A 19079-nucleotide genomic window follows, 5' to 3' on the forward strand; every position below is an offset into this window, starting at 1 on the left:
CCGGCGCACGCACCGGGCCCCGGCGTGACCCCGCACACCCGGGGCGCACACCCGGGGCGCATACCCGGGCCGCCCCCGGTCTCGTACCCCGGCCGCACACCCGGGCCCCTCGCCGGTGTGCCCGCCTCGCCCGGCGGCCCGCCTGCCGCCGGGCGAGGCGGACGGTCACCAGCGCACCGCGTCCAGTGCGTCGACCATGCCGGCCCCGTAGAAGCCGTTCTTGCCCTTGCCGCCCTCGCACACCGCGTCGACCGTGCCGTCGCCGTCGATGTCGTACGGGTCGTCGCAGGCGCGGTCGTCGGCCCCTGCGTAAAGGAGCGCCTTCACTCCGGCCGCCGGCAGGTACGGGCGCTTGGACTTGATCAGCGCGGCGACGCCCGCCACGTGCGGGGCCGCCATGGACGTGCCCGCCTTGTAGCTCCAGGTGTGGCCGCCCCTGAACGTGGTCGAAAGGATGAGCCCGCTGGTGGCGGGCGCGTCCGGCGGCTGGAGGGAGGTGGAGTCGCCGCCCGGCGCCGCGATGTCGACGACCCCGAGACCGTAGTTCGAGTACGAGGACTTCAGGCCCTTCGCCCCGGTCGCGGACACCGTCACCACCCCCGGCAGCATGCCCGGGATGTCCGGGCACTCGCGCGGGCTGACGACCCGTGTGACCGGTGTGGTGTCGTTCGGGCTCGTCGCGTCGGTGACGTCGTCGGAGGTGAGGTCGGTCCGCGAGTTGCCGGCCGATGCGACGTTCACCACGCCCTTGCGCTCGGCGTACCGGGTGGCCCGGGCGAGGGTCTCGACGAGGGCCTTCTGGTCCTCGTCGGCCTTGCAGTTGTACAGCCAGGGGTCGACGTAGTAGCTGTTGTTGGTCACGTCGGCGCCGTGGTCCGCGGCCCACATGAAGCCGCAGAGGACGGCCTCGGTGTAGAAGAACCCGTCCGGGTTCGCCACCTTGAGGCTGGACACCTTCACACCGGGGGCCACGCCGGTGACGCCGAAGCCGTTCTTCGCGGCGGCGATGGTGCCCGCCACGTGCATGCCGTGGTCGCTCTCGCCCGCCGCCGGACGCCATGCGTCGTTGTCGGTGACCGGGACGCCGCTGACGCAGTTCGCGGATGCCCGGCGGTCGAAGTTGGCCGCGATGTCCGGGTGGGTGTCGTCGATCCCCGAGTCCAGGACGGCGACCGTGACCTTGCTGCTGCCCAGTGAGCGCTGGTGGGCCTTGTCGGCCTTGATGGCGGGCAGGTCCCACTGCAGGGGCTCCAGCGGGTCCTGCTCGTCGGTCGCCCTGGCAGCGGCGGCCTTCGCCTGCTCGGCCGTCAGCGGCTGCTCGGCCTCGACGGAGTCGTCGCGCTGGGGGACCAGCGGGTTGGTGCGGGTGGCGCCCGCCGAGGCGACGCCCTTCACCGTCCTCATCTGCCCGGCGAAGTCGGGGTTCTGCGCATGGACGACGATGACGCCGATCCTGTCGTAGGCGATCACCACCGTTCCGCCGGCCTTCGCCACCGCCCGCTTCACCTTGGCGACGGCCGATCGGCCGCCGTCCACGTTGACGACGTACGACAGTGTCGGGCCGTCGGCCGAGACCGCGGGGGGCGTGTCGTCGGAGGGGGCGGCGGTCGCCGCGCCCGCGGGCAGGAATCCGAGCGAGGCCGTGAGCGCCAGGCCCGCGGGCAGTGCTATCGCGCGCGTTCGCCTGGATCGCAGATGAGCCATGGGATCTCCACATCATCCGGTCGGCCGCCCAGGCAGCCGCGGCCGGCGCCGATGGGCGGGTACATGACGAGTGAAGCTATCGCCGATCACACGGGCCTATCAACGATTTCGGGAACCCGGTTCCGGAAACCGGGCGGAAACGGGGAGCGCGAGATGTGCCAGGAGGTGAACCGCTCCACGGTGCGCGCCGTGCCCCTGGTGCAGGAGAGGGGCGAGAGCCGACCCGCTCCAGACACGATCCCGCTCCGCTTCGTCCCGCTCCCTCCCGTTCCCCTTACTCTCGTTCCGTTTCACTTCCGCTCAGCCCGTCCCGTGCCACCGCATCCCGCCCCGTCCCGTTCCACCCCGCCTGGTCCCGTACCGTCCCGCCTTGTTCCGTTCCGTCCTGTCCCGCCCCGTCCCGCCCCGTCCCGCCCCGCTCCGTGCCGTCCCGTCCCGTCCCGTCCCGCCCCGTCCCGCCCCGCTCCGTGCCGTCCCGTCCCGTCCCGTCGATGATCGCCGCACCCGCGGCGCGAGGAGAGTCCGTGACCACTGACGCACCGCCGCCCGCCGGGAGCAGGGACCACGCTCCCGCCCCGCTCACGACCGAACGGTTCGCCGAGATCCACCGGAGCGCGGAGTTCGCCGAACTGCGCCGCGCGCACCGGTCCTTCACCTTCCCGCTCACCGCCGCCTTCGTCCTCTGGTACCTGCTGTACGTCCTGCTGTCCAACTACGCCGGCGGGTTCATGGGCACCCGGCTCTACGGCAACGTCAATGTGGCCCTCGCACTCGGCCTCGCCCAGTTCGCCACCACCTTCCTGATCGCCTGGTGCTACGCCCGGCACGCGGCCGGGAAGCTCGACCCCAGGGCGGACGCGATCAAGTCCCGAACGGAGGCCGGCGCATGAGTACGGCACTCCAGGCCGCCGGGCTCGCCGCGGCGGGCGACGCCGGCGCGCACCGCCCGCTGATCATCACCCTGTTCGCGGCCTTCGTCGTCGCGACGCTGTTCATCACGGTCTGGGCCGGACGGCAGACCAAGGACGCCGCCGACTTCTACGCCGGCGGGCGCCAGTTCACCGGCTTCCAGAACGGGCTCGCCATCTCCGGCGACTACATGTCCGCCGCGTCCTTCCTCGGCATCGCCGGCGCCATCGCCCTCTTCGGATACGACGGCTTCCTGTACTCCATCGGCTTCCTGGTGGCCTGGCTGGTCGCCCTGCTGCTGGTGGCCGAACCCCTGCGCAACTCCGGCCGGTTCACCATGGGCGACGTCCTGGCCTACCGGATGCGGCAGCGGCCCGTCCGCACCGCGGCCGGCACCTCCACGATCGTCGTCTCGATCTTCTACCTGCTCGCCCAGATGGCGGGCGCCGGCGTGCTGGTGTCCCTGCTGCTCGGCATCACCAGCGACGCCGGGAAGATCGCCATCGTCGGCCTCGTCGGCGTGCTGATGGTCCTCTACGTCACCGTCGGTGGGATGAAGGGCACCACCTGGGTGCAGATGGTCAAGGCCGTTCTGCTGATCGCGGGCACCCTGCTCATCACCTTCCTGGTGCTGTGGAAGTTCGGCTTCGACGTGTCCGCCCTCCTCGGCGCCGCCGCCGAGCAGAGCGGCAAGGGCGCGGCGTTCCTGGAACCCGGCCTCAAGTACGGCGCCACCGGCACCTCCAAACTGGACTTCCTCTCGCTCGGCATCGCCCTGGTGCTCGGCACCGCCGGCCTGCCGCACATCCTGATCCGCTTCTACACCGTGCCCACCGCCAAGGCGGCCCGTAAGTCGGTCATCTGGGCCATCGGCATCATCGGCGCCTTCTACCTGATGACGATCGCGCTGGGCTTCGGCGCGGCCGCCCTGGTCGGTCCTGAGGAGATCACGGCCTCCAACAAGGCCGGGAACACGGCGGCACCGCTGCTCGCCCTGCACATCGGCGGCGCCGACACCGCCGGGGGCGCGATCCTGCTCGCCGTGATCTCGGCGGTCGCGTTCGCCACCATCCTCGCCGTCGTCGCCGGGCTCACCCTGGCCTCTTCCTCGTCGTTCGCGCACGACATCTACGCCAACGTCATCCGCAAGGGCCAGGCCACCGAGAAGGAGGAGGTCCGCGCGGCCCGCTGGGCGACCGTCCTCATCGGCGTCGTCTCCATCGCCCTGGGGGCCATGGCCCGCGACCTGAACGTGGCCGGCCTGGTGGCGCTCGCCTTCGCCGTCGCCGCCTCGGCGAACCTGCCGACGATCCTCTACAGCCTGTTCTGGCGGAGGTTCACCACCTCCGGCGCCCTGTGGTCGATCTACGGCGGCCTGGCCGCCTCGGTGGTGCTCGTGCTGTTCTCCCCGGTCGTCTCGGGCAAACCCACGTCCATGTTCCCCTCGGCGGACTTCGCCTGGTTCCCGCTGGAGAACCCCGGACTCGTCTCCATCCCGCTGGGCTTCCTGCTCGGCTGGGCCGGCTCCCTGCTGTCGAAGGACAAGCCGGACCCGGGCAAGTACGCGGAGCTGGAGGTCAAGTCCCTCACCGGTATCGGCGCCCACTGAGGACGAAACCGCCACACCCCCGTGCGCGGCCCCCGCGCGCTGCCGTGTCGTAGGCTCCTACGACACGGCAGCGCACCACCTCGTGGCAAACGGCCCCTGCCGTTGTCGGAGGCGTCGCGTAGGCTCGCCCCACATACGCGTCATCACGCGCCGGACCAGTGCCGGTACGACGTCCGGACACGGGGGAGGGGGCCCGCAGTGCTCATCGACACCTACGGCCGAGCGGCCACCGACCTGCGGGTCTCGCTCACCGACCGCTGCAATCTCCGCTGCACGTACTGCATGCCAGAAGAGGGCCTCCAGTGGCTCTCGAAGTCCAGCCTGCTGACGGACGACGAGATCGTGCGCCTCGTCCATGTCGCGGTGACCATGCTCGGGATCACCGAGATCCGCTTCACCGGCGGCGAGCCGCTGCTGCGCCCGGGCCTCATCGGCATAGTGGAGCGCTGCGCCGCGCTGCGGCCCCGCCCCAGGCTGTCGCTCACCACCAACGGCATCGGCTTGCGGCGCACCGCGCAGGCCCTGAGGTCCGCGGGGCTGGACCGGGTCAACGTCTCCCTGGACACACTGCGCCCCGACGTCTTCACGGCGCTCACCCGGCGCGACCGCCACCAGGACGTGATCGAGGGCCTGCGGGCCGCCCGCGACGCGGGACTCACCCCCGTCAAGGTCAACACGGTGCTGATGCCGGGACTCAACGAGGACGAGGCCCCCGAGCTGCTGGCCTGGGCCGTGGCGCACGCCTACGAACTGCGCTTCATCGAGCAGATGCCGCTGGACGCCCAGCACGGCTGGAAGCGCGACGGGATGATCACCGCGGACGGCATCCTGGAGTCGCTGCGCACCCGCTTCGACCTCGCGCCCGAGGGCGGCCAGGCCCGTGGCTCCGCGCCCGCGGAGCGCTGGCTGGTGGACGGCGGCCCGCACACGGTCGGCGTTATCGCATCCGTCACCCGCCCCTTCTGCAGCGCCTGCGACCGCACCCGCCTCACCGCCGACGGACAGGTCCGCACCTGTCTGTTCGCACGCGAGGAGACCGACCTGCGCGGCGCGCTGCGCTCCGGCGCACCGGACGCGGAGATCGCGCGGATCTGGAAGGCCGCGATGTGGGGCAAGAAGGCGGGTTCGGGGCTGGACGACCCGGAGTTCCTCCAGCCCCAGCGCCCGATGTCAGCCATCGGCGGCTGAACCGCGCCCCTCTCCGGGCCGCGGGCTCTCCCAGTCGCCGAGCGTCACCACGTCCTTGAGGAAGCCGCGGACCCCGAGGAACGCGGACAGATGCTCGCGGTGCTCCTCGCAGGCCAGCCACGTCTTGCGGCGCTCGGGCGGATGGAGCTTGGGGTTGTTCCAGGCCAGCACCCACACGGCGGCGGCTCGGCAGCCCTTCGCGGAGCAGACGGGGGTCTCGGCGCTCACCGGGTCGGTAGTCACCGGATCATTGTCCACAACGCCACGACGCCGAGCAGCCACGGGGGGAGCTGCCCGGCGTCGGTCCGTCGCTCCGACGGGGGATGCGGAGCGCACAGGCAGTATGTCACGCGGAACGGCCCGCGGTGCACCGGAACTTCATGATTGATCTGAGCTTTTCCCGGGCCCCTCGGCGCGCGTGCCGACTGCCGCGCCGCTCACCCGCGGCGGTACTCCGGCTCCGGTGCGGCCTTCGCCCGGCGGTCCGCATCGCCCTCGGCGGGCGATCGCACCGGGTGTCCGGGGTACGGCGCCGCACCCCGGGCACCCGGCGCGGCCCTCCCCGCTTCCTCCGCCGCAGCTTCCTCTGTTGCGGCTTTCTCCGCCGCAGAATTCTCCGCCTCATCCGCCGGCGCCCGCCGCGGTTCGGGCGAGCCGCTCTCGAGCACCGGCCGGGTGGACGCCGGCACGAACGTGGCAAGGGGCTTCGGGGCGCTCTCCCGGCCCGCGTTGGCGATCACCACGGCGATATAGGGCAGGGCGGCCCCCAGGACGAGCGCCACGATCGCCACATGGCGTTCGACGTTCCACAGGACCGCGGCCAGGATCACCGCGAGGGTGCGGACCGACATGGAGATCACGTACCGGCGCTGGCGGCCGCGCACATCGTCGGCCAGCCCCTGCCGGGCACCGGTGATCCGGAAGACCTCGGTCTCCTTGTTGTCGCGCATGTCGATCCGCCGCTCAGCCGGCGCGCCGGCCCTCCCCGGCGCGCACCTTCCTCCACGGTACGCCGCGGATCCGCCGGGTTCGAGGCCGGGATCCCGTGTCCGGCCCGCGACGGCATCCGGCACGCCGCCCACCCGCGGCCCGACATGCGCCGGGTGGCGGATGCGTCGAAACTGTCCGTAACTGCTCACGTCGATCCGAAAGCGGGAGGCAGCCATGGGCTGGTTGTGGGCGATCATCGTCGGATTCGTGCTGGGGTTGATCGCCAAGGCGATCCTGCCGGGAAAGCAGCACAGTCCGCTCTGGCTCATCACGGTCTTCGGCATCATCGGCGGCATCATCGGAAACGCCCTCGCGGGAGCCTTCGGGATCGCGGCGACGCCCGGAATCGACTGGGGCCGCCATATTCTGCAGATCATCGCCGCCCTGGTCGTCGTCGGCGTCGGCGACATGCTGTACATCGCCGTCCGGGGCAGGAAGAAAGTGGCCTGACGGACACGCCGTGCGCGCCGCGCCCCCCGTGGTGAGCGACCGAGAAGCGGCGGCCGGGCCGGACGCGCTCCCGCCCGGCCGCCGCGCCGTGTGGCGCCGCCGGCCCCCGGGCGGGCCTCAGCCGCCCGAGACCTCGATCGCGGCCAGGTTCCTCTTGCCGCGGCGCAGCACCAGCCAGCGCCCGTGCAGCAGTTCGCCCGCTGCCGGGACCGCGTCCTCGGCGGCCACCTTCACATTGTTCACATAGGCGCCGCCCTCCTTGATGGTGCGGCGGGCGGCCGACTTGCTCGCCGCCAGCCCCACCTCCGCGAAGAGGTCCGCCACCGCCACCGGCTCCGCCACCCGCGCGTGCGGCAGCTCGGAGAGTGCCGCCGCGAGGGTCGCCTCGTCCAGCTCCCCCAGGTCACCCTGGCCGAACAGCGCCTTCGACGCGGCGATGACGGCGGCGCACTGCGCGGCGCCGTGCACCAGCGTCGTCAGCTCCTCGGCCAGCGCCCGCTGGGCTGCGCGGGCCTGCGGCCGCTCCTCGGTGAGCCGCTCCAGCTCCGCCAGCTCCGCACGGCTGCGGAAGCTGAGGATCCGCATGTAGCGGGAGACATCGCGGTCGTCCACGTTCAGCCAGAACTGGTAGAACGCGTAAGGCGTCGTCATCTCCGGGTCCAGCCAGACCGCGCCGCCCTCGGTCTTGCCGAACTTGCTGCCGTCCGCCTTGGTCATCAGCGGCGTGGCGAGCGCGTGCACATGCGCGTGCGGCTCCAGGCGGTGGATCAGGTCCAGCCCGGCGGTCAGATTGCCCCACTGGTCGCTGCCGCCCTGCTGCAGGGTGCAGCCGTGGCGCCGGTACAGCTCCAGGAAGTCCATGCCCTGCAGCAGCTGGTAGCTGAACTCCGTGTAGCTGATGCCCTGGTCGGACTCGAGGCGGCGGGCGACCGAGTCCTTCGTCAGCATCTTGTTGACGCGGAAGTGCTTGCCGACGTCCCGGAGGAACTCGATGGCGGACATGCCCGCCGTCCAGTCCAGGTTGTTGACCATGACCGCGGCGTTGTCGCCCTCGAAGGACAGGAACGGCTCGATCTGGGCGCGGACCCGGTCCACCCAGGCCGCGACGGTCTCCGGGTCGTTCAGGGTGCGCTCGGCCGTCGGCTTGGGGTCGCCGATCTGGCCGGTGGCCCCGCCCACCAGCGCCAGCGGGCGGTGCCCCGCCTGCTGGAGCCGGCGCATGGTGAGCGCCTGCACCAGATGGCCGACGTGCAGGCTGGGCGCGGTCGGGTCGAAACCGCAATAGAACGTGACGGGGCCGTCCGCGAGCGCCTTGCGCAAGGCGTCCTCGTCGGTGGACAGGGCGAACAGCCCGCGCCACTTCAGCTCGTCGACGATGTCCGTCACGGTTCCGGTACTCCTCGAACAGGGGAAAGAAGGCGATGGCCGCCCCGGGGCGGCACCCAGCAGTCTATGGGTTCCGCCCGGAGCCCCGGAGCCCCGGAGCCCCGGAGCCCCGGAGCCCCGGACGCCCCTGCGTGCGGCGTCCGTGCGTGCGGCGTCCGTGCGTGCGGCGTCCGTGCGTGCGGCGTCCGTGCGTGCGGCGTCCCGGCCGGTCTCAGACGCCCCGGCTGACCGAGCTCATATGGAAGTCCGGGATGCGCAGCGCCGGCATGGCCGCCCTGGTGAACCAGTCGCCCCACTCCCTCGGCAGCGTCTTCTCCGTCCGCCCGGCCTCCTGGGCCCGCGCCAGCAGGTCGACGGGCGACTCGTTGAAGCGGAAGTTGTTGACCTCCCCGGTGACCTCGCCGTTCTCCACGAGATAGACGCCGTCCCTGGTCAGCCCGGTCAGCAGCAGTGTGGCCGGGTCGACCTCCCGGATGTACCACAGGCAGGTCAGCAGCAGGCCGCGCCCGGTCGACGCCACCATCTCCTCCAGCGAGCGCCCGGCACCCGCGTCCATGATCAGGTTGTCCGCGGCGGGCGAGACCGGCAGCCCGGTCAGCCCGGCGCTGTGCCGGGTGGTGACGAGCCGCTCCAGCGTGCCGTCGCGCACCCACTCGGTCGCGGGCACCGCCAGCCCGTTGTCGAACACCGAGGCGTCACCGCCGGAGGAGTGCGCCATCACGAACGGCGCGCACTCCAGACCCGGTTCGTCCGGGTCGCTGCGGAGGGTGAGCGGCAGCTCCGACAGCCGCTCCCCGATGCGGGTACCGCCCCCCGGCCTGGAGAAGACCGTGCGGCCCTCGGCCGCGTCCCGGCCGGAGGACGACCACAGCTGGTAGATCAGCAGGTCCGCGACGGCGGTCGGCGGCAGCAGCGTCTCGTACCGGCCCGCCGGCAGGTCGATGCGGCGCCGCGCCCAGCCCAGCCGGGTCGCGAGCTCGTCGTCCAGGGCCGCCGGGTCGACGTCCTTGAAGTCCCGGGTCGCGCGCCCCGTCCAGGCCGAACGGCTGCGGTCCGGTGACTTCGCGTTGAGCTCCAGCGTCCCGTTGGGCTGGTCGTGGCGCAGCCGCACCCCGGTGGACGTGCCGAGGTAGCTGGAGGTCAGCTCGTGGTGGGCGAAGCCGTACAGCTCACGGCCGCCGGAGCGGGCCCGGGCGAAGGACTCGCCCAGCGCGGGCGCGAAGTCGGCGAACACGGCCGAGGAGGTCTCCGCCGGGGCGTCGGTGAAGTCACCGGCCACCGGCACGCCGCTCACCAGCGGCTGCGCGTCCTCGGCGGGACCGGCGGCCCGTGCGGCGGCCTCGGCCGCCCGCACCAGCGGCTCCAGGTCCGCGGCCGTCACCGCCGACCGGGACACCACACCGGTGGCGGCGCCCCGCGTCCCGTCCACGGTCGCGATCACGGTGAGGGTGCGGCCCCGGGTGACGCCGTTCGTGGTGAGGGTGTTCCCGGCCCAGCGGAGATTGGCCGAGGAGTGCTCGTCGGCGATGACGACACAGCCGTCCGCTGCGGACAGTTCGAGTGCACGCTCGACGATCTCGTGCGGCTTGCTGACGGGGCTCATCGGCCGGCCTCCTGGGTGGTGTTCAAGATGGTGACGCCGCGGAACAGCGCGGACGGGCAGCCGTGCGAGACGGCCGCGACCTGGCCCGGCTGGGCCTTGCCGCAGTTGAACGCGCCTCCCAGGACATACGTCTGCGGGCCCCCTACCTTCTCCAGCGACCCCCAGAAATCGGTCGTCGTCGCCTGGTAGGCGACATCGCGCAGCTGCCCGGCCAGCCGGCCGTTCTCGATGCGGTAGAAGCGCTGGCCGGTGAACTGGAAGTTGTACCGCTGCATGTCGATCGACCAGGACCGGTCCCCGACGACGTAGACGCCCCGCTCCACCCCGCCGATCAGGTCCTCCGTCGACAACCCGCCCGGTTCCGGCCGGAGCGACACGTTCGCCATCCGCTGCACCGGGACGTGCGACGGCGAGTCGGCGAAGGCGCAGCCGTTGGAGCGGCCGAGGCCCGTCAGCCGCGCGATCCGCCGGTCGAGCTGGTAGCCGACCAGCGTGCCGTCGCGCACCAGGTCCCAGCTCTGCGCCTGCACGCCCTCGTCGTCGTACCCGACCGTCGCCAGCCCGTGCTCCGCGGTCCGGTCCCCGGTCACGTTCAGCACCGCCGAGCCGTAGCGCAGCTTCCCGAGCTGGTCGAAGGTGGCGAAGGAGGTGCCCGCGTACGCCGCCTCGTAGCCCAGCGCCCGGTCCAGCTCGGTGGCGTGCCCGATCGACTCATGGATCGTCAGCCACAGGTTCGACGGGTCCACGACCAGGTCGTACGTCCCCGCCTCGACACTCGGCGCGCGCATCTTGGCGGCCAGCAGCTCCGGGATCTCCTCCAGCTCCGCGTCCCAGTTCCAGCCGGTGCCGGTCAGGTACTCCCAGCCGCGGCCCACCGGCGGCGCGATGGTGCGCATGGAGTCGAACTCGCCGGTCGTCTGGTCCACCGCGACCGCCGTGAGCTGCGGATGCAGCCGCACCCGCTGCTGAGTGGTGGCCGTGCCCGCGGTGTCGGCGTAGAACTTGTTCTCGTGCACGGTCAGCAGCGAGGCGTCCACGTGGGCCACGCCGTCCGCCCGCAGCAGCCGCGCGCTCCAGTCCGCGAGCAGCGCGGACTTCTCTCCGTCCGGGACGTCGAACGGGTCGGTCTCGTACGAGGAGACCCAGGTGCGGTCCGCGTGCACCGGCTCGTCGGCCAGCTCGACCCTCTCGTCCGAGCCGGCCGCCGCGATCACCTTCGCCGACAGCCTGGCCATCGCCACGGCCTGCCCCGCCACCCTGGCGGCGCCGTCCGGCGTCAGATCGACACCGGACGCGAACCCCCAGGCCCCGCCGTGCACCACCCGCACCGCGTACCCCAGATCGGTGGTGTCGGACGAGCCGGCCGGCTTCGCGTCCCGCAACCGCCACGAGCCGCTGCGCACCCGCTCCAGCCGGAAGTCGGCGTGCTGGGCGCCGAGGGAACGCGCCCGCGCCAGCGCGGCGTCGGCGAGCGCCCGCAGCGGCAGCGCCAGGAATGACTGATCGATCTCATGGGGCACGACCGGGGTCCCTTCGGGAAGCTCAGCGGCGATGGGCTGTCACTGTCAGCGGAAGTGAATCACGGACCCGGGGACCTGATCGCCGGAAAATCCGCGAGCGGCAGCACGAAACGGGCGGGCACGGAACCAACTTCCGTGCCCGCCCGCGCGATCGATCGGCTCGGCGTCTGCCCAGCCGGCTCAGCGGGCCGGGTAGGCGCCCGCCGTGTGTGCGGTGAACGCCGTCCATGCCGTCGGCGTGACGACGAGGGGGCGGATGCGCGTGTCCTTGGAGTCGCGGATGTGGACTGCCTGGGGACGCACGGCGACCTCGACGCAGTTGCCGCCGCCACTGCCGCTGTAGCTGCTCTTGAACCAGGCCAGTTCGGTGCTCATAGCGCTCCTTGCATCTTCCTCAGCAGGTCCACAGTGGCCATGTGACTCAGGGCCTGTGACCGCATCTTTCCATAGCGCTGGAGCATGGAACTCACCAGTTTCGGCTCGGCCAGCAGGGTGCTGCTGTCGTGTCCCTCGACATAGCCGACCCATTGATGGTTGTCGCGTTCAGCGAGGTACATCTGGCCATCGACACCAGAGTGATCCTCCTGGCGGAGGGGCATCACGAGGATCTCGACGTTCCGCCGGCTTCCCTGTTCCAGGAGGTTGCAGATGACCTCCCGTGTCACTTGCCCACCCCCGAGACGCCGTTCGAGAACGGCCTGTTCGATGAGAAATGAGAACGCCGTGTTCGGGCGCTCGTCCAAGAGCCGCTGCCGTTCTTGCCGAGCAGCCACTTGCCGTTCGAACTGCTGCTCAGACAGTGGAGGAATCTGACGGTCGAAGATCGCCCGGATGTACCCCTCGGGCTGCAGCAACCCCGGTACCGCCCGGCACTCGTACGCGTACAGGGAGATCGCCTCCTCCTCGACCCCCGCCCACTGCCGGAACCACGATGCCAGCCCCGCCCTCCGCGTCAGGCTCTTCGCCGCCGCGGTGAGGACCTTGAGCGCGACCGGTCCCAGTACCTCCTCCGCCCGTGCGGGCAGGTCCGCCGGGGGGAACCGCTTGCCCTGCTCGATCTTGGCGACATACGCGGCTGAGTACCGCACCCGTCGCGCGAACTCCTCCTGTGTCAGGCCGGACTCCTCCCGCAGTGCCTTCAGGACGACACCGAAGGTCCTCAGGCTGTCGGAGAGCTCCGCCTCACCGCCGTTCGCACCGCCGCCGCCTCCGCCGTGGTCTGTCCTCATCGCCGCCGCGCCTCCCGTGCCCATGCTTTCGCGCCCCGCCCGACCCCGCCCAACCCGTCCAGGGTCACGCACGGTGACCCGCCCGGTCCAGAGTGTGCACTGGTACAGCGACACGTGTATGGGTGTCGTACCTGTTGGGGCGGGTGGCGGGCCGGGAACGCTGGGCGCATGCCAGCGTCACCCGCCCAAGAGGCCGTTACCGTAAGTGTGTTCGTGCAGCGCTTCTCCGCCACGCGCCGTGGGGCCCGTCTCGCCCGCCGGCTCGCCACGCACCACCTGGACCTGTGGCACCTGCCGTACGGCGGTACCGCGTCCGACACCGTCGCCCTCGTCGTCGCCGAACTCGCGGCCAACGCGGCCCTGCACGGCCGCGTCCCCGGGCGCGACTTCGAACTGCGGCTCGGCTTCGACCGCTCGGCCGGCGTCGTCCGCGTCGAGGTGTCCGACACCCACCCCGGGCGGCCCGGGCTCTGCGGGACGGCGGCTCCGGGACCCGCGGATGCGGAAGGCGGCCGGGGACTGCTCGTGGTCGCGGCCGTCGCCGCGCGCTGGGGCGTCGACGACCGGCTGGGGCCGGGCAAGACGGTGTGGGCGGAGTGCGCGGTCCCCGTCCCGGGTGATCCGCGTCAGGCATGCCCGGTCCGGGCCTAGTCGAAGATCGTCTTCCGCTGCCCCGCGGGGCGCCGGTCGCACGGACACCGGAGAACCAGGGCGACTGTAGGGACCCGACAGTGCAGCCGCGACGCCACTGTCAGGGGTCGATCCCTCGGTACGGGGGCCCGTACCGATAGGTTCTCGCAGTATCAGACCGCTATCGAAAGGGTGATCCGTTGAGCCGCTCGGTTCTCGTCACCGGAGGAAACCGGGGCATCGGCCTCGCCATCGCCCGCGCTTTCGCCGAGGCCGGAGACAAGGTCGCGATCACGTACCGTTCCGGTGAGCCGCCGGCGGAGCTCGCCGAGCGGGGCTTCCTGCCCGTCCGCTGCGACATCACCGACGCCGAACAGGTGGAGCAGGCCTACAAGGAGATCGAGGAGAAGCACGGTCCCGTGGAGGTGCTCGTCGCGAACGCCGGCGTCACCCGGGACCAGCTGCTGATGCGGATGTCCGAGGAGGACTTCGTCTCCGTCCTCGACACCAACCTCACCGGCGCGTTCCGTGTCGTGAAGCGCGCCAACCGCGGCATGCTGCGGGCCAAGAAGGGCCGCGTCGTCCTGATCTCCTCCGTGGTCGGGCTGCTCGGCTCGGCCGGCCAGGCCAACTACGCCGCCTCCAAGGCCGGACTGGTGGGCTTCGCCCGGTCCCTCGCCCGGGAGCTCGGCTCGCGGAACATCACCTTCAACGTCGTCGCGCCCGGCTTCGTCGACACCGACATGACCAAGGTGCTCAGCGACGAGCAGCGTGCGGGCATCGTCTCGCAGGTCCCGCTCGGCCGTTACGCGCAGCCGGAGGAGATCGCCGCCGCCGTGCGGTTCCTCGCCTCCGACGACGCCTCGTACATCACTGGAGCCGTCATCCCGGTTGACGGCGGATTGGGCATGGGTCACTGATCACATGAGTGGAATCCTCGCCGGCAAGCGCATCCTCATCACCGGTGTGCTGATGGAGTCCTCCATCGCCTTCCACGCCGCGAAGCTGGCCCAGGAGCAGGGTGCGGAGATCATCCTGACCGCGTTCCCCCGGCCCACGCTGACCGAGCGTATCGCCAGGAAGCTTCCCGAGCCGACCAAGGTCGTCGAGCTCGACGTCACCGACGACGAGCACCTGGGGCGGCTGGAGGAGATCGTCAGGGCAGAGCTCGGCGGGCTGGACGGCGTCGTCCACTCCATCGGCTTCGCCCCGCAGGACGCCCTCGGCGGCAACTTCCTGAACACGCCGTTCGAGTCCGTCTCGACCGCGATGCACGTCTCGGCGTTCTCGCTGAAGTCGCTCACCATGGCCTGCCTGCCGCTGTTCCCGCACGAGGGCGGCTCGGTGGTCGGTCTGACCTTCGACGCCCAGTTCGCCTGGCCGCAGTACGACTGGATGGGCCCCGCCAAGGCGGCGCTGGAGGCCACCAGCCGCTACATGGCGCGCGACCTCGGCAAGCAGAACATCCGCTGCAACCTGGTCTCCGCAGGACCGATCGGCTCCATGGCCGCCAAGTCCATCCCGGGCTTCACCGAACTGGCCGACGTCTGGAACCACCGCTCCCCGCTGGAGTGGGACATGGCCGACCCGGAGCCGGCCGGCCGCGGCATCGTCGCGCTGCTGTCCGACTGGTTCCCGAAGACCACGGGCGAGATCATCCATGTCGACGGTGGCGTGCACATGATGGGCGCATAACGCAGCGTCATCCCGGACGGCCGTCACCCGGCCGCTTTCGACGCCCCGGTCACCCGCTGTGTGCGGGCGGCCGGGGCGTCGCCCGTTCGGGCCAACACAGCGGGCGGGCCGGCACCCGGCCGGGTGACCCTGGAGAGGCGATCCCTCCCTTGTGGTGCAGCAGCGGCGCATGCCGCAGTACGGCCGAGGAGGTCCTGGTTGTGCGCATGCCGTGGCGATCCGCGACCGTGCTCGGGGTGCCCGGGGCGCTCCTGGCGCTCGGGACGCTGGTGTGGCCCGCCGCGCCCACGGCGGCGGTCTCCGAGCCGTACAGGCCCGAGCCCCGGCCCTTCGGGGCGGCCTGCAGCGTCTACGTCGAGGGCTCCAGGGCCACGGCCCACTGCCACAACCCGTATCTGGACACCGACCGGGTGCAGCTCCACGTCGAGTGCGCACGCTGGTGGGACGTGGACGCGGACAGCGCCCCCGTCAACATCGGCCCGACCGGCCGCGCCACGCTCACCGAGCGCTGCTGGAAGGAGATCGGCAGCGTGTGGGTGAGCCATCTGCGGCGCTGACGCCTCCGCCCGGCCCCGCGGGACGAGTGACCCCTCCGCTGGGCCTGCGCCGTGGCACGTGCGCCCGGCTCCGCGGGGGGCGTCGGCCCCGCCGCCGGAGGCGCGTCCCGCTTCCGACCGCCGCGGGGACGTGCTGCTGCGGCGGCCCGCCGCGGAAGGCGCGGGAACGGACCGTCGCTGTTTCCGGCGCTCTCCCCGGTTCCGTTGCTTCCCGGCTTCCCGCTCTGTGCCCGGCTTCCGCGGCATCCCGGCTTTCCCGCATCCACGCCGCGGCCCGGCTGCTGCGGGCCCGTACCGACCCCGGCCCGGCGGCCGGGGGCCTGCCCCTCGCGCCGGCAGCCGGGCGCGGGCCGCGGGCCGCGGGCCGCGGGCCGCGGGCGGCGGGGCCGCGGGCGGCGGGACCGCGGTACGGCGGGGGCGCCCTCGCGGGCCGGGACCGCGCGACGCGCGGCGAGGCCGGGATGCGACACTGACCCCATGCCTGTGCTCGACCCGAACCCCCCGAACGGCCAGAAGAAGCTCCTGCTCGTCTTCGGCGCGATGATCGGCATCACGGTGGTCATCGGAATCATCGCCTCGATCGCCTCCCCCTGACCGCCAGGGCGGACCCGCCGCCACCCGTCCCCTACCGGCCCCGGGGACCCCTAGGGGGTGGGCGTCAGGGGGAAGTGGGTGGCTCACCGGATGCCCGGCCGCATCCGTGATCCGTACGTTGGAAGCAGCTCAACGGGAGCCCAGCTTCGGACCTCACGGAGGCGGCCATGTCGGCCCGTACACACCCCCGGCACCACGTTTCGGACGCCGTCGGCTGCGACGTCGCCGGGGCGAGGAGCGGCAGTGGCGGACCGAGGGCGGCGGCTGCCGTTGCGCACGGCTCCGCTGCCGTTGCGCACGGCGCCGCCACCGCACCGAGGGCCGTCGCCGCCGTGCCGCGGGGTGCCGCACGTCCCCCGCGGGGCGCGGCCGCCGGGCTGAGGGCGGGCGGCCTCGGACTGCGGTGGTGGGGCCTGGTCCCGCCGGTGATCGGCTTCTCCGCACTGTTCCTGCTCATGACCGGGGCGGGGCAGGCGCAGGCGACCGCTCTCCCTTCACCACTGGTCTTCCTCGGCTGGATCCAGCTGGCCCTGAGCGCTTTCTGAACCGTTCGCGGCACCCGCCCCGCCGGGCCGCGGCGGTCCGCTCCGCCTCCCGCCGTCACCCCTCAACACCCTGCGCCCGCTGGCTGATTTCATGCGAAGCTGGGGAACATGAGCGCCGATACACCGCGAAGGATCGCCCTACTCCGCCATGCGAAGGCCGACTGGCCTCAGGTGCCCGACCACGAGCGGCCGCTCGCCGACCGGGGCCGCATGGACGCCCCCGCCGCCGGCCGCAAGCTCGCCGACACCGGCATCCCCTTCGACCTCGCCCTGTGCTCGACCGCCACGAGGACCCGCGAGACCTGGAAGCTCGCGGTCCAGGAGCTGCCGGAGCGGCCCAGGACCGTGTATGAGGAGCGGCTCTACGAGGCCTCCCTCGGAGACCTTCTCGCGCTGCTCAACGAGACCCCGGACGAGGTCGGCGATCTGCTGATCATCGGTCACAACCCCGGGATGCACGCCCTCGCCGACGCCCTGGCGGGCAGGGCGGAGGGCGACACCCTGCGGCGGATGAGTGGCGGCGGCTTCCCGACCGCGGCGTTCGCCGTGGTCGGCTTCTCCGGTTCGTGGAAGTCCGTCGAGCACGGCGTGGGCACGCTCCTGGACTACTGGGCCCCGCACGACTGAGCGGCGTCCGCTGCCGGGAGGCGGCCCGGTGCCCCGGGTGTGCGACGGGCCGCCTCCCCGAACCGGGTAGCCCGGCCCGCCGGACCCGCGCCGGCAGCACGCCCCCGCGGCAGCCGCCGCCCGCCGGATCAGCCCTCGTGGGCGTCCGCGGTCTCGACCTCTTCGCGGGTGATCCCGAGCAGATACAGCACCGCGTCCAGGAAGGGCACGTTGACGGCGGTGTCGGCGGCCTTGCGCACCACGGGCTTGGCGTTGAAGGCCACGCCCAGCCCGGCCGCGTTCAGCATGTCCAGGTCGTTGGCGCCGTCGCCGATCGCCACGGTCTGTGCGAGCGGCACCCCGGCCTCCGCCGCGAAACGCCGCAGCAGCCGGGCCTTCCCCGCCCGGTCCACGATCTCCCCGGTGACGCGGCCGGTGAGCCTGCCGTCCACGATCTCCAGGGTGTTGGCCGAGGCGAAGTCCAGCCCCAGACGCTCCTTCAGGTCGTCGGTGACCTGGGTGAACCCGCCCGACACCACGCCGACCTGGAAGCCCAGGCGCTTCAGCGTACGGATCAGGGTGCGGGCGCCGGGGGTGAGCCGCACCTCCGTGCGCACCTTGTCCACCACCGACGCGTCCAGGCCCGCCAGCAGCGCGACCCGCGCGTGCAGCGACTGCTCGAAGTCGAGTTCCCCCCGCATCGCGGCGGCCGTGACCTCGGCGACCTCGGCCTCACAGCCCGCGTGAGCGGCGAACAGCTCGATGACCTCATCGGTGATCAGTGTGGAGTCGACGTCCATCACCACCAGGCGCTGCGCCCGGCGGTGCAGTCCGGCCGAGACGACCGCGACATCCACCCCGATCTCCGCCGCCTCGGTCGCCAGCGCGGTCCGCAGCGGCTCGGTCTCGCAGCCCGACACCGCGAACTCCACGGCGGTCACCGGGTACTTGGCGAGCCGGTGGATACGGTCGATGTTGCCGCCCGTGCCGGTGATCCTGGCGGCTATGGCGGCCGTGCACTCCGCGGTCAGCGGATGTCCGAGCACGGTCACATGCGAGCGGCCACTGCCCCGGGGCCGGTTGTCGCCGAGACCCGAGATGATCTCGGCCTGCAGCTTCAGCGCCTCGGCCCAGCCGTGGACGGTGGCCCGCAGCTCGCCCTCGGTGCCGGCGGGCGGCTCGGTGACGAGGGCGCACAGGGTGATGCGCCCCCGTGTGACGACCTGCTCGATGTCGACCACGTCGACGGAGAAGGCGGCGAGGGTGTCGAAGAGCCCGGCGGTGATGCCGGGACGGTCCTTCCCGAAGATCTTCACCAGCAGGGTGGGGACCTCGGACGTCTGCGGGGGCTGCGATGCGCTCATGGTACTGCCCACGGTATCGGGCACTCCGTGCCATCCGCCGCCCCGTCCCGCGTACCGGACAGCCGGCGGCCCTCCCGGGCGAGGCGATGTGCGAGCGCTCCTCGGCCGCCTGGCGCCTCACGGTGCGGCGGCCCTCCCGGGCGAGGTGATGTGCGGGTCGCGCAGAGGTGGAGCCGGGGCGCTGCCGAGAGGCCGGCCGCTGCCGTGGGGCGCGGCCGGGGAAGGGGCGGATCCGTCCTTTCGAATGCCGGGCGCGGCAAGACCCCGGGACCCTGAGCGGCGCGGACCCGGCGTTCGTGCCAGGGCCTGTGCCAGGGCCTGAGCCGGCGCGGGTGCCGGTGCAGGTGACGGGTGCCCGTGCTGGTGCTGGTGCAGGTGCAGGAGCGGGAGCGGGCAGGTGTCGCCGGGCCCGCCGGGCCCGGCTTTCCGATACGCGACCGTCCCTGGAATAGTTCCCCACGACGTTCGCCATCCCCGGATGCCCGTCGACGGGGGCAGCT

General features: G+C 72.3%; 20 protein-coding genes. 11 read left to right on the forward strand and 9 right to left on the reverse strand.

The window, feature by feature from the left end; all coding sequences use genetic code 11:
* Window positions 1–165 precede the first annotated feature (165 nt).
* On the reverse strand, window positions 166–1704 hold the full coding sequence (locus SCWH03_RS07355) for a S8 family serine peptidase (protein WP_173263311.1): 1539 nt from the start codon (window positions 1702–1704) through the stop codon (window positions 166–168).
* 524 nt (window positions 1705–2228) lie between these two features.
* Between SCWH03_RS07355 and SCWH03_RS07360 the strand changes: the two genes are divergently transcribed.
* From SCWH03_RS07360 to moaA, 3 genes are all read left to right on the forward strand, one after another.
* Window positions 2229–2594, forward strand: coding sequence for a DUF485 domain-containing protein (locus SCWH03_RS07360; protein ID WP_173263312.1), 366 nt, complete (start codon window positions 2229–2231; stop codon window positions 2592–2594).
* Complete coding sequence (locus SCWH03_RS07365; protein ID WP_173263313.1) at window positions 2591–4222, forward strand: monocarboxylic acid transporter; 1632 nt, start codon at window positions 2591–2593, stop codon at window positions 4220–4222. Before SCWH03_RS07360 ends, SCWH03_RS07365 begins: the two co-directional genes overlap by 4 nt.
* 198 nt (window positions 4223–4420) lie before the next feature.
* Window positions 4421–5410 (forward strand): GTP 3',8-cyclase MoaA, encoded by a 990-nt coding sequence (moaA, locus tag SCWH03_RS07370; protein WP_173263314.1) that lies wholly within the window; start codon window positions 4421–4423, stop codon window positions 5408–5410.
* On the opposite strand, the gene SCWH03_RS07375 is transcribed toward moaA, so the two are convergent.
* On the reverse strand, window positions 5393–5653 hold the full coding sequence (locus SCWH03_RS07375) for a hypothetical protein (protein ID WP_173263315.1): 261 nt from the start codon (window positions 5651–5653) through the stop codon (window positions 5393–5395). The two genes, moaA and SCWH03_RS07375, sit on opposite strands and share 18 nt — an antisense overlap.
* A gap of 194 nt (window positions 5654–5847) precedes the next feature.
* Window positions 5848–6360: a DUF3099 domain-containing protein gene (locus SCWH03_RS07380; protein ID WP_173263316.1), complete on the reverse strand. Its 513-nt coding sequence runs from the start codon at window positions 6358–6360 to the stop codon at window positions 5848–5850.
* A gap of 214 nt (window positions 6361–6574) precedes the next feature.
* Here SCWH03_RS07380 and SCWH03_RS07385 point away from each other — a divergent pair, with 214 nt between their 5' ends.
* Window positions 6575–6850, forward strand: coding sequence for a GlsB/YeaQ/YmgE family stress response membrane protein (locus tag SCWH03_RS07385; protein ID WP_173263317.1), 276 nt, complete (start codon window positions 6575–6577; stop codon window positions 6848–6850).
* A 117-nt stretch (window positions 6851–6967) separates the two neighbouring features.
* On the opposite strand, the gene tyrS is transcribed toward SCWH03_RS07385, so the two are convergent.
* The 5 genes from tyrS to SCWH03_RS07410 form a co-directional block, all read right to left on the reverse strand.
* Window positions 6968–8236 carry a tyrosine--tRNA ligase gene (tyrS, locus tag SCWH03_RS07390; protein ID WP_173263318.1) on the reverse strand — a complete coding sequence of 423 codons (1269 nt, stop codon included), beginning with the start codon at window positions 8234–8236 and terminating at the stop codon, window positions 6968–6970.
* Window positions 8237–8447: 211 nt separating this feature from the next.
* Window positions 8448–9839: a metallopeptidase TldD-related protein gene (locus SCWH03_RS07395; protein ID WP_173263319.1), complete on the reverse strand. Its 1392-nt coding sequence runs from the start codon at window positions 9837–9839 to the stop codon at window positions 8448–8450.
* Window positions 9836–11359: a TldD/PmbA family protein gene (locus SCWH03_RS07400; protein ID WP_173263320.1), complete on the reverse strand. Its 1524-nt coding sequence runs from the start codon at window positions 11357–11359 to the stop codon at window positions 9836–9838. Before SCWH03_RS07400 ends, SCWH03_RS07395 begins: the two co-directional genes overlap by 4 nt.
* A 180-nt stretch (window positions 11360–11539) precedes the next feature.
* Complete coding sequence (locus SCWH03_RS07405) at window positions 11540–11734, reverse strand: DUF397 domain-containing protein (RefSeq protein ID WP_173263321.1); 195 nt, start codon at window positions 11732–11734, stop codon at window positions 11540–11542.
* The gene (locus SCWH03_RS07410) at window positions 11731–12588 is read right to left on the reverse strand and encodes a helix-turn-helix domain-containing protein (protein WP_173263322.1); all 858 of its coding nucleotides are present in this window, start codon (window positions 12586–12588) and stop codon (window positions 11731–11733) included. The genes SCWH03_RS07405 and SCWH03_RS07410 overlap by 4 nt, the downstream gene beginning before the upstream one ends.
* A gap of 207 nt (window positions 12589–12795) precedes the next feature.
* Between SCWH03_RS07410 and SCWH03_RS07415 the strand changes: the two genes are divergently transcribed.
* The 7 genes from SCWH03_RS07415 (at window position 12796) to SCWH03_RS07440 (ending at window position 17236) form a co-directional block, all read left to right on the forward strand.
* Window positions 12796–13239 carry an ATP-binding protein gene (locus tag SCWH03_RS07415; protein WP_173263323.1) on the forward strand — a complete coding sequence of 148 codons (444 nt, stop codon included), beginning with the start codon at window positions 12796–12798 and terminating at the stop codon, window positions 13237–13239.
* Window positions 13240–13418: 179 nt separating this feature from the next.
* Complete coding sequence (gene fabG, locus SCWH03_RS07420) at window positions 13419–14138, forward strand: 3-oxoacyl-[acyl-carrier-protein] reductase (protein ID WP_173263324.1); 720 nt, start codon at window positions 13419–13421, stop codon at window positions 14136–14138.
* A gap of 4 nt (window positions 14139–14142) precedes the next feature.
* Window positions 14143–14913 (forward strand): enoyl-ACP reductase FabI, encoded by a 771-nt coding sequence (fabI, locus tag SCWH03_RS07425; RefSeq protein ID WP_173263325.1) that lies wholly within the window; start codon window positions 14143–14145, stop codon window positions 14911–14913.
* A 206-nt stretch (window positions 14914–15119) separates the two neighbouring features.
* Window positions 15120–15470, forward strand: a complete 351-nt coding sequence (locus SCWH03_RS07430; RefSeq protein WP_173263326.1) for a hypothetical protein — start codon at window positions 15120–15122, stop codon at window positions 15468–15470.
* A 477-nt stretch (window positions 15471–15947) separates the two neighbouring features.
* On the forward strand, window positions 15948–16064 hold the full coding sequence (locus SCWH03_RS28830; protein WP_254076610.1) for an SGM_5486 family transporter-associated protein: 117 nt from the start codon (window positions 15948–15950) through the stop codon (window positions 16062–16064).
* 167 nt (window positions 16065–16231) lie between these two features.
* Window positions 16232–16609, forward strand: a complete 378-nt coding sequence (locus tag SCWH03_RS07435; RefSeq protein WP_173263327.1) for a hypothetical protein — start codon at window positions 16232–16234, stop codon at window positions 16607–16609.
* A 108-nt stretch (window positions 16610–16717) separates the two neighbouring features.
* Window positions 16718–17236 (forward strand): SixA phosphatase family protein, encoded by a 519-nt coding sequence (locus SCWH03_RS07440; protein WP_173263328.1) that lies wholly within the window; start codon window positions 16718–16720, stop codon window positions 17234–17236.
* 128 nt (window positions 17237–17364) lie between these two features.
* Here the strand turns inward: SCWH03_RS07440 and serB are convergent, their stop codons facing one another.
* The gene (serB, locus tag SCWH03_RS07445) at window positions 17365–18579 is read right to left on the reverse strand and encodes a phosphoserine phosphatase SerB (RefSeq protein WP_173263329.1); all 1215 of its coding nucleotides are present in this window, start codon (window positions 18577–18579) and stop codon (window positions 17365–17367) included.
* Window positions 18580–19079: the final 500 nt, after the last annotated feature.

Origin of the sequence: Streptomyces pacificus (assembly GCF_011766325.1) — a bacterium.
Taxonomy (GTDB): Bacteria; Actinomycetota; Actinomycetes; order Streptomycetales; family Streptomycetaceae; genus Streptomyces; species Streptomyces pacificus.